Here is a 16,352-nt window from a genome sequence, read left to right on the forward strand (position 1 = left end):
CGAGGGTCCGGTACCGTCGGGGGCGGCATCGATCCCGCTGCCGAGTCCCGCAGCGAGAGGTCCCACCCGTGCGAATCGTCACCATCGGAGACGTCGGCGTGCTCGACGGAATGGTCCACATCGGTGACGAGGCGATGTTCCACGAGGCGACCGTGCAGCTGCGCGCCCGTGGCGCCCTGATCACGGGCGTCTCGTCGAACCCGGCCGAGACCGCCGAGCGGTACGGCGTCGACGCCGTGCCCGCGATCGGCTTCCACCCCGCGACGACCGGCGGCCGACTCGGCCAGCGTGAGCGTCGCGCCCGCGTGCTGTCGGCGATCGACGGAGGCGCGGGTCACCTGCCGCAGGACGACCCGGCCTGGCAGGTCGTCGAGGCCGTCCGCGAGGCCGACGGCGTGCTCGTCGCGGGCGGCGGCAACATGGCCTCGCTGTGGCCGATGCACGTGTACGAGCGGAACACGCTCGGACTGATCGCCCGACGCTTCGACAAGCCGCTCGTCGTCAGTGGGCAGACCATCGGGCCGGTGCTCGAGGGCGAGGACCGCGAACTCGTCACCGAGCTGCTCGACGCGGCCGCTCTCGTGGGGTTGCGCGAGGGCGCGTCGCTCGAGCTGGTGCGGACGCTCGGCGTCGACCCGGCGACGGCGGTGGGGACGGTGGACGACGCGAGCTTCCTCGGGTTCGACGCCGCGCCTCCTGCCGGGGGTGCCGCGGACGTCGCGGGCTCAGCTGGCGCACCGGCGCCGTATCTCGCGGTCAGCCTGTCCGCGCACGTCGGCGACGCCGACCGGGCGGCGTTCGCCACGGCCGTCGCCCGGCTGCTCGACCGGGTGGCGGGCGAGGCCGGGCTCGAGGTCGTGTTCCTCGCGCACTGGGCGTCGCTCGACCCGACCGAGGAGCGCGGCGACTCGCTGCTGCACCGGGCCGTGCTCGACCGGCTGACCGTGCCCGCGCGGGTCGAACCCACGACCGACTCCCCCGCGGCCGCGCGCTTCGCCCGAGGTGCGGCCCTGCACCTGACCAGCCGCTACCACCCGGCCGTGTTCGCCGTCGCGGGCGGGGTGCCGACGGTCGGGCTCGCGGTGGACGACTACACGACCATCAAGCTGACCGGGGCCCTCGGCAACTTCGGGCAGACGAGCGTCGTCACGGCCGCTCAGCTGCTCGCGGGCGAGGCCGACGCGGTCGCGCTGGCGGCATGGGCCGGACGCGACACGGTGCGCACGGCGTGGGCCGAGCGCCTGGACGGGACCCGCGCGGCGTCGGCCGCCTGGTGGGACCGGGTCGCGGGTGCGCTGCGCGGCTGACGCGCTGCGCGGCCCGCGAGGGGTCAGCCCTGCAGGGTGGCGCTGGGGTACTCGCCGAAGCGTTGGACGTACGACGCGGTGAAACGACTCAGGTGCGTGAAGCCCCAGCGCTGCGCGACGGCGGCGACGGTCGCCTCACCCGGGGCCAGCTCGGTCAGCTCGGCACGGACGTGGTCGAGGCGGATGGTGCGCAGGTACTCGGTGGGTGTGACCCCGAGCTGCCGGCTGAAGGCCTGCTGCAGCCCGCGGGGCGTGAGGTGCACGGTCTCGGCCAGCTGGGACATGTTGACCGGCAGGTGCGAGTGGGTGTGCAGGTACTCGACGGCCTCGCGCAGGCGGGCGTTGCGGGGCACGAGCAACGCGGGCGGCAGGTCGATCGACCGGTGCGAGAAGGTGTCGAGCAGGGCGAAGGCCGACTCCCGCTTGAGCTCGGAGCGCAGCAGCTCGGTCGACTCGCCACCGAGGATCGTCTTCGCGGCGTTCGTGATGGTGGCCTGCCACCGACGCAGGTTCGCGAGGTCGGGTACGACCGTGTGGTCGAACTGCAGCGGCCCGGCGAGGGCGCCCTCGTGCTCGGCGGCCATGCGCTCGAGGTACGCGGCGTCGAAGTGCACGAGGTTCTGCCGGTATTCGCGGACCTCGAACTCGAAGGCCTTGCCGGTCGGGAACATCAACGGGCGGCCGATCTCGAACGCGGCCTCTTCGGCCCCGACGTCGACCCGGCCCTCGCCCGCGGTGATCCAGGCGACGACGTATTCGCGCTCGGGTTGGATCGCCCCGCGGATGTCGCCGAGGAACATCGCCGAACGCAACGTCATGTCCTCGTCGCCCGCCGTCGTGTAGCGGTAGGCGAACGTCTCTTGCCGGGTGTCGGTGCGGAACCCGGCGCCGTTGTAGGTGTCCTCGAACAGGGCTCGCGCCTGGTCCATGTCGCGGCCGCCCATCTCGGAGCGCACCGGGGGCAGGGTCTGTTCGGGTTCCATCAGAGTGATCCTGCCATGCCGCGCGCACTGAAAGAGGCCCTTGACGGGGGAATCGTCACCGTGCTGCCGTTCGGACCCGGATCGGACGGAGTGTGACTCACGCGCCGGTCGGGGTCGACGCGGCGCCGAAGGCCTTCGTGAACGCGGCCGCCAGCACGGCCTTGAACCCGGAAGGCAGGCGCGTGCGGTGCAGGACGTCGGCCTCGACGACGAGCGCGAAGAACGCCTCACCCTCGACCAGCCACCAGGCCCGCACCGTGTCACTCGAGAAGACGGCCTCACCCTCGGGCTCGTCCGGGCTCTCGACGATGACGCGGTCCTCGTAGAGGGCCACCGCACCGTGCTCGCCGTTCATCGACGCCGAGCACTCGAAGACCAGGTCGGGGTCGAGCGGGGGCGCGAAGTCACCGAAGAAGAGGTCGGCCGCCGGCGTGCGGGCCGCGTCGCCGATCTGGCCGAAGTCGCTGGCGACGTTGAAGTCGCCGAACGCGGTGTCGGGGGCGTCCGAGGTGGAGGCCTCTGGACTGTCGACCGCCGGGACGCGGCGCGACATGTCGCTCTCTGCGTCCACTGGTTTCTCGACTCTCGTCCTGATCCGGTGACGACCTTCCCACCGCCGTGCAGCTTCTGCACCTGTTCCATTAGACCGCCTAGCGACCTCGAGCCGTGCCTCGCGCCGACCACAGTTCGGTTTGCGGCCATCGCGGCCGACGACCACAGGAGGCGCGGGTGGCGCCGGTCACGAGGGCCGGGTGATGCGCTCCACGGCGTCACGAGTCAGGGCACGGCTCGGCGGCGACGGATCGAGGGCACGGTGGATGGACGCCCCCTCGACGAAGGCGTCGAGCTGGCGCGCGGTGTCCGGGTCGAAGTGGCGCTCGAGCTCGACCCGGCTGCGACGCATCCACTCCCGGGTGATCTCGCGGAACCTCGGCTCACGGGCGGCCAGGGCGTAGAGCTCGTAGCTGATCACCTGGTCGCGGACCGCGGCCGGGCCGGTCAGGTCGTCGTGGATCAACGCGACCACCGCCTCCTTGGCCTCGTCCCGAGTGGTCGCGGCACCGAGCCGCCCCTCGAACCGCACGATGATCGTCTCGGCGAAGCGTGAGAACGCCTCGTGCAGCAGCTCGTCCATGCCGTCGAAGTGGTAGGTCATCGAGCCGAGCGGCACGTCGGCGCGCGCCGCGATCTTGCGGTGCGACGCGCCGGCGACGCCGACCTCGGCGACGACGTCGAGCGTCACGTCGATCAGCCGGTCGCGTCGGTCGGGCTCGGTGCGCCGCGTGCCCCCCACGCTCAGAGGCTCCTCACCACGCGGGCCGGGTTGCCGACCGCGACGACGCCTGCGGGGACGTCCTTCGTGACCACCGCCCCGGCGCCGATCACGCTGTCGTCGCCGATCGTCACCCCGGGCAGCACGATCACGCCACCACCGAGCCAGACGTTGTCGCCGATCGTGATCGGCTTCGCGGCCTCGAGCTTGTCGCGGCGGGGCTGCGGCTCGACCGGGTGCGTCGGCGTCAGCAGCTGGACGTTCGGGCCGATCTGACAGTCGGCCCCGATCGTGATCGGGGCCACGTCGAGCGCGGTGAGGCCGTAGTTCACGAAGGTGCCGGCCCCGATCGTGACGAAGCTGCCGTAGTCGACGTACACCGGCGGCCGCACGTGCGCCGTCTCGTGCAGGCTGCCGAACAGCTCACGCGCGATCTCCTGTGCGGCGTCGACGTCGTCGGCGAAGGCCGCCGCGAAGCGCGCCTGCAGGGTGATCGCCCGCTGCTGCCGCGACGCGATGTCGGGGTCGTCCGAGATGTAGAGGTCACCCGCGAGCATCCGCTCGTGGTTCGTGCGCGGGTCGCCGGCGAAGTGGTCGGTGGTCGTCATGCCCGACACCCTAGACGACGAGCGTACGAACGTACACACTGGGCACATGACGAACCGCCCGCCGTTCAGCCCCGACCTCGCCCGACGTCGAGCGGCGGTCTTCGTGTTCATGGCCGTCGTCGGCGTCTCGCTCGCCTCGTGGGTGGTGCGGACCCCCGCCATCCGCGACCTGCTCCAGGCGAGCACGGGCGAGATGGGCCTCGTCATCTTCGGACTGTCGATCGGGTCGATGGGCGGCATCCTGTCCTCCGCCCCGATCGTGCGGCGACACGGGGCCCACCGCGCCGTGGCGATCGGTGGCACGTCGCTGGTCGCCGGGGTCGCCCTGGTCGGCCTGGCCGCCTCGCTCTCGATCACCCCCGGCGTCTTCGTCGGGCTCGCCCTCGTCGGTGCCGGCGTCGGCCTCGCCGAGATCGCCGTCAACATCGAGGGCGCCGCCATCGAGACCGCCTCGGGCCGGTCGGTGCTGCCCGTCCTGCACGGCTGCTTCAGCCTCGGCACGGTCGCCGGGGCCGGCCTGGGCATCCTGCTCACCGCGACGCACGTGCCCGTCCAGTGGCACCTGCTCGGCGTGGCGCTCGCGGGCGGTGCCGCACTGCTCTGGGCGGTGCCGATCGTGCCGCGATCGACCGGACGCTCCGACGCGCCGGCCGCGCGCGCCTCCGGGGCGAGGGCCCGACTCGCCGGTTCGCTCGCGGTCTGGCGCGACCGTCGACTCGTGCTGCTCGGCCTGATCGTGCTGGCGCTCGCCCTGGCCGAGGGGTCGGCCAACGACTGGCTGCCGCTGCTCTTCGTCGACGGCCACGGCGTCTCGGCGACCGCCGGCACGGTCGTCTTCACCGCGTTCGCGGCCGCGATGACGGTCGGCAGGTTCCTCGGCGAACCACTGCTCGCCCGCTTCGGTCACGCCACCGTGCTGCGTGCCAGCGCCCTGGTCTCGGCGGTCGGCATCGCCCTCGTCGTCTTCTCGGACTCGGTCGTCGTCGCGGGCGTCGCCGTCGTGCTCTGGGGGCTGGGCGCCGCCCTGGGGTTCCCGGTGACCGTCTCGGCCGCTGCGGACAGCGACGACCCGACGACGGCGGTCGGAGCCGTCGCGACGATGGCCTACGTGGCGTTCCTGGTCGGGCCCCCGCTGCTCGGCTTCGTCGGCGAGCACGTCGGATTGCGCAGTGCCATGATCGTCGTCCTGGTGGTCGTCGCGGGCGCCTCGACGATCACCTCGGCGGCACGTCCCCGTGAGCGGTCCGGCGCCATCCGGCCTTAGTGTACGTTCGTACACCATGACGTCACCGACGACCTCTCCTGCCGCACCGGCCCGCACCGTGCCGACGCGTGAGGACCGCCGCGCCCGACTCGGCGTCGCCCTGCTCTTCTTCACCAACGGCGCCCTGATCGCCAACCTCCTGCCGCGCTACCCCGCGATCAAGGACGGCCTCGAGCTGTCGAACGCCGACTTCGGCCTGGCGGTCGCGGCGATGCCCGTCGGCGCGCTCGTCGCCGGGCTCGGGGCCGGATGGCTGATCCGCACCCTGCGGTCGTCGCGCGTGGCCGTGGTCGGCACCGTGATCACCGGCGCCGCCGTCCTGCTGACCGGCATCGCCCCCGTCGGCGGACTGCTCGCCGCCGGGTTCCTGCTCGCCGGTGCCCTGGACGCCATCGTCGACGTCTCGCAGAACTCGCACGGACTGCGCGTGCAGTACCGCTACCGCCGGTCGATCCTCAACTCGTTCCACGCCGTGTGGAGCATCGGGGCCGTCCTCGGCGGGCTGATGGGCGGCGCGGCGGCCGGGCTCGGCATCCCGATCGCCTGGCACCTCGGTGCGTCGGCGCTGATCTTCGCCGTCGTGGCGCTCGTCGCCTACCCGCTCATGCTCTCCGGGCCCGAACCGGCCGAGGGCTCCGCCGAGACGGTCGACGCGACGGCCGTGGCGGGCACGGCGGGCGCGACGGGCGCGGCGGGCGCGGCGGGCGCGGCGGGCGCGGAGCCGGGTGTCGCGCCCGCGGTGGGCGGTCCCGTCGACTCGACCCGCGCCTCCTCGGCTCGTGACGGCCGCCGGGTCTCGCCCGGGTTCGTCGCGAAGTGGGGCGTGCTGCTGGCCCTCGTCGTCATCGCCTCGGCGGGCGCCGTGGTCGAGGACTCGGGCAGCACCTGGGCGGCGCTCTACCTGGGGTCGCTCGGTGCCGGCGTGACGGTCGCCGCGCTCGGGTTCGTGTCCCTGCAGGGAGCGCAGTTCGTCGGGCGGCTGCTCGGCGACGGCATGGTCGACCGCTTCGGACAGAAGGCCGTCGCCCGGGCCGGCGGCGTGTTCGTCGCCGTGGGCATGGGGATCGCGCTGGCGTTCCCCTCGGTGATCGGCACGATCGCGGGCTTCGCGGCGGCGGGGTTCGGCGTCGCGACCCTGATCCCGGCGGCGATGCACGCGGCGGACAACCTCCCGGGGTTCCGCGCCGGCACGGGGCTGACGCTGGTGAGCTGGCTGCTGCGGCTGGGGTTCCTGGCGTCGCCGCCGATCGTCGGGTTCGTCGCGGACTCGGCAGGCCTGCGCTTCGGGCTGCTGCTCGTGCCCGTGGTGGGCGTGGCCGTGGTGCTGCTCGCCGGGGTGCTCGAAGGTCGGCGGGCCCGGGGGTCGGCGCCTCGCGGCAGCTGATCCCCGAGCCCGCCGCCGACCAGGGTGACGAGGTCTCAGAACACGAAGACGCCGACCCCGCGCGGATGCCGGGCGGCGGCCCGGGCTCGACGTCGCACCACCGATGCGTCGTCGAACCACGCACGTGGGTGGTTCGACGACACATCGGTGGTGCGACCACGTGCCGAACCGACCGGACCCGCTGTCAGCGCCCAGAACTGGGGAGGGCGGCGGGCCGGCAGGGCGGGCAGACTCGGACGTCGATCCCGAGGAGGCCCGCCCGTGCTGTCCACCGTGTACGTCAGCCGATCGTCGTACCCCTTCACCGACGACGACCTGGCGAATCTGCTGATGACCAGTCGCTCGAACAACGCCCGCCTGGGCATCACCGGGATGCTGCTGCACCGCGAGGGGCGGTTCATCCAGGTGCTCGAGGGTCCCGACGAGGCGGTCCGAGCGCGCCTCGCGGTCATCGCCCGCGACCCGCGCCACACGGCCGTGCACACCATCGTCGACGAGCGCGTCGAGGACCGGCTGTTCCCCGCCTGGACCATGGGGTACCGCGCCGTCACGGACGACCTCGCCGCGGCGATCCCGGGCTACGCCGACGTCTTCGGCACGGGGACCGGCGGCCGGGACAGGCTGAGCAACCTGTCCCCCTCGTCGTCGCACAAGGTCCGCACCCTGCTGCGCTGGTTCCGTGACCAGCCCACCGAGGTGACCGACGGGCTCTTCTCGCCCCGCGCCTCCTGAACCCGACTCCGGCCTCGGTACCGATCCCCGTACCGACCCCGCGGGGTTGTGACGCCGAGTCGACGTCGGAGATACTTTTCAGACGAAAGTATCTTCCGCCGTCTGGAGCCTCGTGTCGCACCCCATCCCGTCGCCCACCGTCGTCGCGCCGCCCGAGGCACCCGACGCGTTCGTCCACCTGAGCAGCGCCGGCGTCAGCCTGCTGCTCGACGTCACCGAGGGGCGCCTGCCGGCGGTCGTGCACTGGGGCGCCGCGCTCGGCCGGCCCGCCCTCGACGACGTGCGGTCGCTCGCCGCCGCGGCGGTGCCGCCCTCCGTCAACAACCTGATGGACGAGCCGGTGCGTCTGGCGATCCTGCCCGAGCACCACGCGGGTTGGTCGGGCAAGCCCGGGGTCGGCGGCCACCGATCGGACGGCGCCGACTGGTCACCGCGGTTCACGGTCGACACTCTCGACGTGACGGGCGAGGCCCAGGCGACCCGCGCCTCCTCGGGTCCCGAACTGGTCGACGCCGGAGCCGCCGTCGTCACCGTCGAGGCGCACGACGACGCGGCCGGGCTCGCGGTCGTGCTCGAGGTCGAGCTGACGGCGAGCGGGCTCGTCCGCACCCGAGCCGAGCTGACGAACGTCGCCGGGAGGCGCGGGCGACGCGACGACGACCGCGCGGGCTCCGGCGACGACCGGACGGCGAGCACGGCGGCCGGTGCCGCGAGCGCCGCGAGCGCCGCGAGCGCCGCGAGCGCCGCGGCCGACGTCTACACGCTGACCGACCTGCACCTGGCCCTGCCGCTGCCGCCGCGGGCCCGCGAGATCCTCGACTTCGCCGGCCGCTGGGGCAAGGAGCGCACGCCGCAGCGCCGCGAGCTCGTGGTCGGCGTGCACGAGCGCGAGGGACGCAAGGGACGCACCGGCCCCGACGCCGCGACGGTGCTGAGCGTCGGCGTGCCGGGCTTCGCCTTCGCCACCGGCGAGGTGTGGGGCCTGCACGTCGGGTTCAGCGGCAACCACCGGCACTACGCCGAGCGCCTGTCGACGGGCGCTCAGGTGCTGGGCGGCGGCGAACTGCTGCTGCCGGGCGAGCTCCGGCTCGAGGTCGGCGAGTCGTACCGCAGCCCGTGGGTGTTCGCCTCGTACGGCGACGGGCTCGACGACCAGGCCCGTCGGTTCCACCGCTGGTTGAGGGCGCGCGAACAGCACCCGACCCGTCCGCGCCCGATGACGATCAACGTCTGGGAGGCCGTCTACTTCGACCACGACCTGGCCCGCCTGCGCGACCTGGCCGACCGCGCCGCCGCTCTCGGCCTCGAACGGTACGTGCTCGACGACGGCTGGTTCCAGGGGCGGCGCGACGACCACGCCGGCCTCGGCGACTGGGTGGTCGACACCGACGTCTGGCCCGACGGCCTGTCACCGCTGATCGACCACGTCACGGGCCTCGGCATGGAGTTCGGCCTCTGGTTCGAGCCCGAGATGGTCAACGAGGACAGCGACCTCGCCCGGGCCCACCCCGAGTGGATCCTGCAGACCGGTGACCGCCTGCCCCCACGGTCGCGCGACCAGCAGGTGCTGAACCTCGGCATCCCCGGGGCGTTCGAGCACGTGCTCGGCCAGATGACGGCGATGCTGACCGAGTACGACATCGCCTACCTGAAGTGGGACCACAACCGCGATCTCGTCGACGCCGGCACCTGGCCGACCGGCGCAGCGGGCGTCCACGAGCAGACCCTCGCGGCGTATCGGCTGATGGACGAGCTCAAGGCGCGGTTCCCCGGGCTCGAGATCGAGTCGTGCTCGTCCGGCGGCGCACGCGTCGACCTCGGCGTCCTCGAGCGCACCGACCGCGTCTGGGTCAGCGACTGCATCGACCCGCTCGACCGGCAGCAGATGAACCGGTGGACGATGCAGCTGCTGCCGCCCGAGCTGCTCGGCTCGCACATCGCTTCGGGCGTCAGCCACTCGACCGGCCGCTGGCACGAGTTGTCGTTCCGGGCCGGCACCGCCCTGTTCGGCCACCTCGGCATCGAGTGGGACCTCGCCCGCGCCACCGACGCCGAGAACCGCGACCTCGCCGAGTGGATCGCGCTCTACAAGCGGTACCGCCACCTGATGCACACGGGCGACGTCGTGCGGGTCGACGAGGCCGACCCGTCGCTGCTCGTCTACGGCTCGGTCGCCGCCGACGCGAGCGAGGCCCTGTTCTTCCTCGCCTCCGTCGGACGGTCCGACGTCGCGCCTCCCGGTCGCGTCACGCTGCCCGGCCTCGACCCGACACGTCGCTATCGGGTCGCCCCGGTGCTCGTGGGCGCCCCGGACCACGGCCTGACGCCGCCGCCGTGGTGGGGTGCCGCGGACGAGGGCGGCGCCTACCCGGGGGTCGTGCTCGGCGGGCTCGCCCTGGCGGTCGCCGGACTGCAGGCACCCGTGTCGTTCCCCGAGCGGGTCGTGTTGCTGCGGGTCACCGTCGAGGGGTGAAGGCGCGCGGGGCCGGCGCTGCGCTCGTCGGCCATGAACCCGCTTTCGAACGGTGAACCCGAAAGCTTCGGGGTTCACCGTTCGAAACCGGGTTCATCGAGGGGCGAGCAGGAGGCGCGGGTCGCGTCTCGAGGAGGGCGCGCGACGTCAGCGGCCGAGCGCGTGCATCTGGATCGCGACGGCGGCGGCGCCACGGGCCCACTCGTCGAAGTGGAACTCCTGGACGAGCAGTCGCGGCGGCGGGACCGCCCGGTGGGTGCCGCGCGCGATCGCGGCCTCGACCGCGGCGCCGGCGACGGTCGCGAGCCGCACGCCCTCGCCCGACAGCAGGACCACCTCGGGGTCGAGCACGTTCAGGACGCCCGCGATCAGCTGTCCCAGGACGTCGGCCGCGGTGTCGACGACGCCCCGCGCCTCCTGGTGGCCGTCGACGGCGAGGTCGAGCAGCTCGTCGTAGTCGGCCGGTCGGCCGAGGGCCCGGGCCGCGGCGGCCTCGACCGCGGCGACCGTGAGGAACGCCCCGGCGCAGTCGTGATGGCCGAGGTCGCAGGTGGGTGCTGGGGTGGGGGCGGCCACGGCGGGGCCGAGCGCGGGCGCGGGGCCGGGCGCGGGCGCGGGCGCGGGGCCGGGCGCGGGGCCGAGCGCGGGCGCGGGCGCGGGCGCGGGCGCGGGGCCGAGCGCGGGCGCGGGCGCGGGGACCACGATCCGCTGATGACCGACGCTGCCCGCCGACGAGTGCGCCCCACCGAGCACCTCGCCCGCGGCGACGAGGCCGAGCCCGACGCCGGCACCGATCGTGACGAGGGCGAACGAGCGCGACCCGCGTCCCTCGCCGAACCAGTGTTCGGCCTGGGTGAGCGCACGCACGTCGTTCTCGACCCAGACGGGCAGGCCCGTCGCGGCGGTCAGCAGCGCGGCCAGGGGCACGTCGTCCCAGCCGAGGAAGGGTGCGTGTCGCACGTGGGCCCGGTCGACGACCTGCCCTCCGACGGTGACGCCGACCGCCCTGACCCGGTCGTCCCGGGAGCGCGCGTCGGCCACGACCACGGCGAGCTGCACCACGACCGCGGCGGGCGACGGGTCGGGCAGTGGCTCGTCGTGCTCGCTCAGGACCCCGCCGCGCTGGTCGGTGACGACGACGAAGAGACGGTCGCGGGTCAGCTTGACGCCGACGAAGTGGTGCGCGTCCGGGTCGAGATCGAGCGGGATCGAGGGCCGACCCGAACCGGACGACGACGCCAGGGCGGGGCGTTCGACCAGCAGCCCGCTCTCGAGCAGGGGCCGGGTGATGCGCGTGAGGCTCGGGCCCGAGAGGCCGAGCCGGGCGGCGAGCTCGGTGCGCGGCCGGGCGCCGTGCACGAGGATGTCGAGCACCACGGCCTGCGCGCTGCCGGCCAGCGGCGACCAACCGCCGTCGCCGCGCCCGAGGGCCCCGTGCTCGAGATCGTGGGAGTCCGTCACGCGACGATCCTATGCAGCCGACCCGCGCCTCCTGGTCGTGACCTCGGGGGCCGCGTCGGGCCGCGTCGGGCCGGTCGGGCCGCGTCGTGCGGGGTCGAGCCCGGCCCGAACGCGGCTTCGTACCCCGGCACCCGAAGTGGGGGACAACCGACCGCCCTCTCGTAGCCGAACATGAGTCGTGGTGACCCTCATGGACGAAACGCGCGAACTGCCCCTCTGCACGCTGTGCGCCGCGCCGACCCGTCGCGAACCCAACCCGTTCTACGGCACGGCCCTCTCGGTGCACCGCCACGTGCTCGTCTGCACCGCGTGCTCGACCGTCGGCTTCGTCCCGGTCGTCGACGACACCCCCGAGGAGGCGCGGCGCCGGCCCCACCCCGTCGGCCTCCGTGCCCGCGTGGCCGGCTGGTACCGCGCGCTGCCCTGACCGCGCCGCGCCTCCTGCGCCTCCCGCGCCTCCCGCGCCTCCCGCGCCTCCCGTGCCGGAACACCATCGACGGGACAGAACACCCAGGAACAGCGCGGTGTTCTGTCCCGTCGGTGGTGTTCGGCTGTGTGCTGCCGAGCGGTCGGTCAGTCCTGCGGTCGGCCGCCGCCCGTGGCCGCCGCGTGCTCGGCGTCGGCCTGGAACCGGCCGGCCGCCTCGGCGTCGAGCTCGGTGCCCGCGCCGCAGTAGGCGCACGTGTAGACGTGCTTCGTCGAGTACGGGAACACCGGGATGAAGAACAGCGTGAACCACCGACGGTGCTTCACCAGGCGCTGCGCGGCCTCGTTGCCACAGACCCGGCAGACGAAGAAGAGGACGCCCAGCAGGGCGCTCGTGCCCTTGGTGCCGAAGATGATCATGCGCTCACCCTAGGCGGCGCCCCCGGCCCGGTGCCGAGCCGCGTCGCACCACGAATCGAACATCGCACCGCCGAAACAGGCGGTGCGATGTTCAGACGACGGTGCGACTCGGGCCCGCCGCACGTCACCCGGCGCGGAACCGCCGCAGGCGCAGGCTGTTCGTGACGACGAACACCGACGACGCCGCCATCGCCGCACCGGCCAGCACCGGGTTGAGCAGCCCGAGCATCGCGACCGGGATCGCCGCGACGTTGTAGGCGAAGGCCCAGAACAGGTTGCCCTTGATCGTGCCGAGGGTGGCCCGCGACAACCGGATGGCGTCGGCCACCCCGGCGAGCTCGCCGCTGACGACGGTGAGGTCTCCGGCCGCGATCGCCGCGTCGGTGCCGGTGCCGAGGGCGATGCCGAGGTCCGCCGTGGCGAGGGCCGCCGCGTCGTTGACGCCGTCGCCGACCATGGCGACGACGTGCCCCTCCGCCTGCAACCGCGCCACCGCCTCCACCTTCTGCCGAGGGGTCGCCTGCGCGACGACGTCCGCCGCGGCGATGCCGACCTGCGCCGCGACGTGTCGGGCCGCGCCCGCGTTGTCGCCGGTCAGCAGCACGGGCGTCAGGCCGAGCCCGCGGAACCGCTCGACGGCCTCACGCGCACCGGGCTTCACGGTGTCGGCGACGGTGACGACACCGCGCACGCGACCGTCCCAGGCGACGGCGACGGGGGTCGCACCGGTCGCTTCGGCCGCGGCGAACGCCGTGTCGAGTTCAGGAGGCGCGGTGACGGACCACTCGTCGGTCAGCCACCCGGGGCGGCCGACCAGCACGAGCGTGCCGTCGACCAGGGCCCGGGCGCCGGCCCCGGGGTGGGCGGCGAACGCGTCGGCGGCCGGGACGACGACTCCGCGCCGGGTGGCCTCGGCCTCGACGGCGCGGGCCACCGGATGCTCCGAGCCGGACTCGACGGCGGCGGCCCGGGCCAGCACCTCGTCGGCCGTCACGGCCTCGTCCACGGCCGCGGCCCGGGCCTCGGCCACGACGACCTCGCGCACGCCCATGCGCCCGGTCGTGACCGTCCCGGTCTTGTCGAGCACGATGGTGTCGACCGTGCGGGTGCGCTCGAGCACCTGAGGCCCGCGGATCACGATGCCGAGCTGCGAGCCGCGGCCCGTGCCGACCAGCAACGCGGTCGGCGTCGCGAGTCCCAGCGCGCACGGGCAGGCGATGATCAGGGTCGCCACCGCGGCGGTGAACGCGGTCTGCAGCGACCCGCTGAAGAGGCCGCCGGCCCCGTCCACCAACCCGCCGAACGCCAGCCAGCCGACGAAGGTCAGCACGGCCAGCCCGATGACGACCGGCACGAACACGGCCGACACCCGGTCGGCCAGTCGTTGCACCTCGGCCTTGCCGCTCTGTGCCTCCTCGACGAGGCGGCCGAGACGGGCGAGCTCGGTGTCGGCACCGACCCGGGTGATCTCGACGAGCAGGCGTCCGCCGACGTTGAGCGTCGCGCCGACCACCCGGTCGCCCGGGCCCACCTCGACCGGCACCGATTCGCCGGTCAGCATGCTCAGGTCGACCGCCGAGGTGCCCTCGCGCACGAGGGCGTCGCCGGCGATCGCCTCACCCGGACGGACGACCACGAGGTCGCCGGGCACCAGGCTCGCGGTGGCGACCCGCGCCTCCTGGCCGTCGCGCAGCACGGTCGCCTCTTTCGCGCCGAGTTCGAGCAGGGCGCGCAGGGCCTCACCCGAGCGACGCTTGGCACGGGCCTCGAGCCACCGCCCCAGCAGGATGAAGACCGTCACGGCCGCGGCGACCTCGAGGTAGATCTCGGTCGGGCCGCCGTGGGTCGCGACCAGGCTGAACGACATGTGCATGCCCGGTCGACCGGCGTCGCCGAAGAACAGCGCCCAGAGCGACCACGCGAACGCGGCGATCACGCCGACGCTGACCAGGGTGTCCATGCTCGCGGCTCCGTGCCGCGCGTTCACGGCGGCGGCGCGGTGGAACGGCCAGGCGCCCCAGACGGCGACGGGTGCCGCGAGGGTCAGCGCGAGCCACTGCCAGTTCGTGACCTGCAGGGCCGGCACCATCGACAGGACGACGACGGGCAGGGCCAGGGCGGCGCTGACGAGGGTGCGGTGGCGAAGGGCGTCGACCTCGGCCGCCCGGGCGTCCGGGGCGTCGACGTCCGCGACGTCGGTCGAAGACGCAGGAGGCGCGGGCACGGTGGCCCCGTACCCCGCGGCGGCCACCGTCGCGATGAGCGCGTCGACGTCGGGCACCCCGGGGTCGCCGTCGCGTCCGTCACCGGCCACACCGGCCACGACCCGCACGTGCGCCTTCTCGGTCGCGTAGTTGACCGACGCCTCGACGCCGGGGAGCTTGTTGAGCTTGCGCTCGATGCGGTTCGCGCAGGAGGCGCAGGTCATGCCGCTGATGTCGAGCTGCACGGCGTCGAGCGGCACGGCGTCGGGGCGCACGGCGTCGGGGCGCACGGCGTCCCGCTGCCCGGCGTCGCGCCGGCCGCCGGCAGGCGGGACGGTGCCCCGGGGGACGCTCCCGCCCGGCCGGCCCGCGCCTCCTGCGGTCGTCATCGTGCGGAGAGCCGGTAGCCGGCCTCTTCGACGGCGGCCCGCAGCCGGTCGTGCCCGACGGTGGCGTCGGCCTGGACCGAGACGGTGGACGCGCCGCCCGGGTTGAGGTCGACCTCGACCGAGTCGACGCCGTCGACCTCGGAGAGCTCTTCGGTGACGCTCGCGACGCAGTGCTCGCAGGTCATGCCGTCGACCTGCAGGGTGGTGATGGTGGTGTCGGTCATGCTCGGTCCTCTCGATCGGGGCTCAGGTTATACCCCCTAGGGGTATCGATGCCAGGCCTGCCCGGCGCCTGTCCCCCACCTCCGAGATCCCTCCACGTCGAGACACCGGGCGGGGAGGCGGACTACGAACGGAGGGGACCCCGCCTCGACGGCGGGAGAGAGAAGGCACCCGACCATGACCGAGATCACCGCACACCACGGCCTCTTCAAGGACACGAACCTCCACGTCGACGACACCGGCGGCTCGGGCCGCACCGTCGTCCTGATCCACGGCTGGCCCCTGTCGGGCGAGTCCTGGAGCAAGCAGGTCCCGGCTTTCGTCGACGCCGGCTACCGCGTCGTCACGTACGACCGCCGCGGCTTCGGACGCAGCGACAAGCCCAAGACGGGTTACGACTACGACCACCTGACCGAGGACCTGCACACCGTCCTCACCGAACTCGACCTCGACGACGTCACGCTCGTCGGCTTCTCGATGGGTGGCGGCGAGGTCGCCCGCTACTTCACGAAGTACGGCACCGAGCGCCTGCACAGCGTCGTCTTCGCCTCGGCGGTGCCGCCGTACCTGCTGAAGACCGACGACAACCCCGACGGCCCCCTCACGAAGGAGGCCGCCGCCGAGATGACGGCCGGACTGACCAAGGACGAGGACTCGTTCTACGAGGACTTCACGACCGGCTTCTTCTCGGTCGACGGCGTGCTGAAGGTGTCCGAGGCGGACCGCCAGGACGCCCTGCGCCTCGCCAAGCAGGCGAACAAGGCCGCCGCACTCGAGGCCATGGCTTCGTTCGCCAACACCGACTTCCGTGACGACCTGACGAAGGTCACCGTGCCGACGCTGGTCATCCACGGCGACGGCGACGCGACGGTGCCGTACGAGGGCTCGGGTGCACGGACGCACGCGGCGATCGCCGGTTCCGAGTTGCACGTGATCGCGGGCGCCCCGCACGGCGCCAACGTCAGTGACGCCGACGAGTTCAACCGCGTCGTGCTGGAGTTCCTGAAGAAGTGACCGCCGCCCCGGGCGGCTGCGGCCGTTCGCGACGCGACCCAGGAGGCGCGGGGGCGGGGCGCCGGGCCCGCCCCCCCCCCCCCCCGCCGGGGGGGGGGGCCCCCCCCCCGCCCCCCCCCCCCCCCCCCGCCCCCCCCCCCCGCCCACCGCGTGGTCGCCGCCGTCGAGTCTGCTGACCGGGTTCAGGACGAG

At 73.8% G+C, this 16,352-nt stretch carries 15 protein-coding genes; 7 read left to right on the forward strand and 8 right to left on the reverse strand.

What is annotated here, in order from left to right:
• The first annotated feature begins 68 nt into the window (after positions 1-68).
• Positions 69-1,307, forward strand: coding sequence for a polysaccharide pyruvyl transferase family protein (locus tag EDF50_RS16075; protein ID WP_123520501.1), 1,239 nt, complete (start codon positions 69-71; stop codon positions 1,305-1,307).
• A 23-nt stretch (positions 1,308-1,330) separates the two neighbouring features.
• Here EDF50_RS16075 and EDF50_RS16080 read toward each other — a convergent pair whose 3' ends face one another.
• The 4 genes from EDF50_RS16080 to EDF50_RS16095 all read right to left on the reverse strand — a co-directional run bounded on the left by EDF50_RS16080 (position 1,331) and on the right by EDF50_RS16095 (position 4,171).
• A complete protein-coding gene (locus EDF50_RS16080; protein ID WP_123520502.1) occupies positions 1,331-2,290 on the reverse strand; it encodes a helix-turn-helix domain-containing protein in 960 nt (319 codons plus the stop codon).
• Between the two features lie 97 nt (positions 2,291-2,387).
• Positions 2,388-2,861, reverse strand: a complete 474-nt coding sequence (locus EDF50_RS16085) for a hypothetical protein (protein WP_123520503.1) — start codon at positions 2,859-2,861, stop codon at positions 2,388-2,390.
• 168 nt (positions 2,862-3,029) lie between these two features.
• Positions 3,030-3,584 (reverse strand): TetR/AcrR family transcriptional regulator, encoded by a 555-nt coding sequence (locus EDF50_RS16090; RefSeq protein WP_123520504.1) that lies wholly within the window; start codon positions 3,582-3,584, stop codon positions 3,030-3,032.
• A 2-nt stretch (positions 3,585-3,586) separates the two neighbouring features.
• Positions 3,587-4,171, reverse strand: coding sequence for a sugar O-acetyltransferase (locus EDF50_RS16095; protein ID WP_123520505.1), 585 nt, complete (start codon positions 4,169-4,171; stop codon positions 3,587-3,589).
• Positions 4,172-4,217: 46 nt separating this feature from the next.
• Between EDF50_RS16095 and EDF50_RS16100 the strand changes: the two genes are divergently transcribed.
• From EDF50_RS16100 to EDF50_RS16115, 4 genes are all read left to right on the forward strand, one after another.
• Complete coding sequence (locus EDF50_RS16100) at positions 4,218-5,435, forward strand: MFS transporter (RefSeq protein ID WP_123520506.1); 1,218 nt, start codon at positions 4,218-4,220, stop codon at positions 5,433-5,435.
• Positions 5,436-5,451: 16 nt separating this feature from the next.
• Complete coding sequence (locus EDF50_RS16105) at positions 5,452-6,819, forward strand: MFS transporter (RefSeq protein WP_123520507.1); 1,368 nt, start codon at positions 5,452-5,454, stop codon at positions 6,817-6,819.
• 261 nt (positions 6,820-7,080) lie between these two features.
• Positions 7,081-7,551 carry a BLUF domain-containing protein gene (locus EDF50_RS16110; protein WP_158612751.1) on the forward strand — a complete coding sequence of 157 codons (471 nt, stop codon included), beginning with the start codon at positions 7,081-7,083 and terminating at the stop codon, positions 7,549-7,551.
• Between the two features lie 112 nt (positions 7,552-7,663).
• Positions 7,664-10,024, forward strand: coding sequence for an alpha-galactosidase (locus EDF50_RS16115; RefSeq protein ID WP_233570680.1), 2,361 nt, complete (start codon positions 7,664-7,666; stop codon positions 10,022-10,024).
• Positions 10,025-10,171: 147 nt separating this feature from the next.
• Here the strand turns inward: EDF50_RS16115 and EDF50_RS16120 are convergent, their stop codons facing one another.
• Positions 10,172-11,485: an ROK family transcriptional regulator gene (locus EDF50_RS16120; RefSeq protein ID WP_123520509.1), complete on the reverse strand. Its 1,314-nt coding sequence runs from the start codon at positions 11,483-11,485 to the stop codon at positions 10,172-10,174.
• A gap of 190 nt (positions 11,486-11,675) precedes the next feature.
• On the opposite strand from EDF50_RS16120, the gene EDF50_RS16125 reads away from it, so the two are divergent.
• Entirely contained in the window at positions 11,676-11,912 is a 237-nt protein-coding gene (locus EDF50_RS16125) for a hypothetical protein (protein WP_148076860.1), read from the forward strand.
• Positions 11,913-12,058: 146 nt separating this feature from the next.
• Here the strand turns inward: EDF50_RS16125 and EDF50_RS16130 are convergent, their stop codons facing one another.
• The 3 genes from EDF50_RS16130 to EDF50_RS16140 form a co-directional block, all read right to left on the reverse strand.
• Positions 12,059-12,331: a zinc-ribbon domain-containing protein gene (locus EDF50_RS16130; RefSeq protein WP_123520511.1), complete on the reverse strand. Its 273-nt coding sequence runs from the start codon at positions 12,329-12,331 to the stop codon at positions 12,059-12,061.
• A gap of 124 nt (positions 12,332-12,455) precedes the next feature.
• Positions 12,456-14,759 (reverse strand): heavy metal translocating P-type ATPase, encoded by a 2,304-nt coding sequence (locus EDF50_RS16135; RefSeq protein WP_123520537.1) that lies wholly within the window; start codon positions 14,757-14,759, stop codon positions 12,456-12,458.
• A 161-nt stretch (positions 14,760-14,920) separates the two neighbouring features.
• Positions 14,921-15,148 carry a heavy-metal-associated domain-containing protein gene (locus EDF50_RS16140; protein ID WP_123520512.1) on the reverse strand — a complete coding sequence of 76 codons (228 nt, stop codon included), beginning with the start codon at positions 15,146-15,148 and terminating at the stop codon, positions 14,921-14,923.
• Between the two features lie 175 nt (positions 15,149-15,323).
• On the opposite strand from EDF50_RS16140, the gene EDF50_RS16145 reads away from it, so the two are divergent.
• Complete coding sequence (locus tag EDF50_RS16145; RefSeq protein ID WP_123520513.1) at positions 15,324-16,160, forward strand: alpha/beta fold hydrolase; 837 nt, start codon at positions 15,324-15,326, stop codon at positions 16,158-16,160.
• Positions 16,161-16,352 lie beyond the last annotated feature (192 nt).

The sequence above is a fragment of the Frigoribacterium sp. PhB24 genome, from assembly GCF_003755185.1.
Taxonomy (GTDB): domain Bacteria; phylum Actinomycetota; class Actinomycetes; order Actinomycetales; family Microbacteriaceae; genus Frigoribacterium.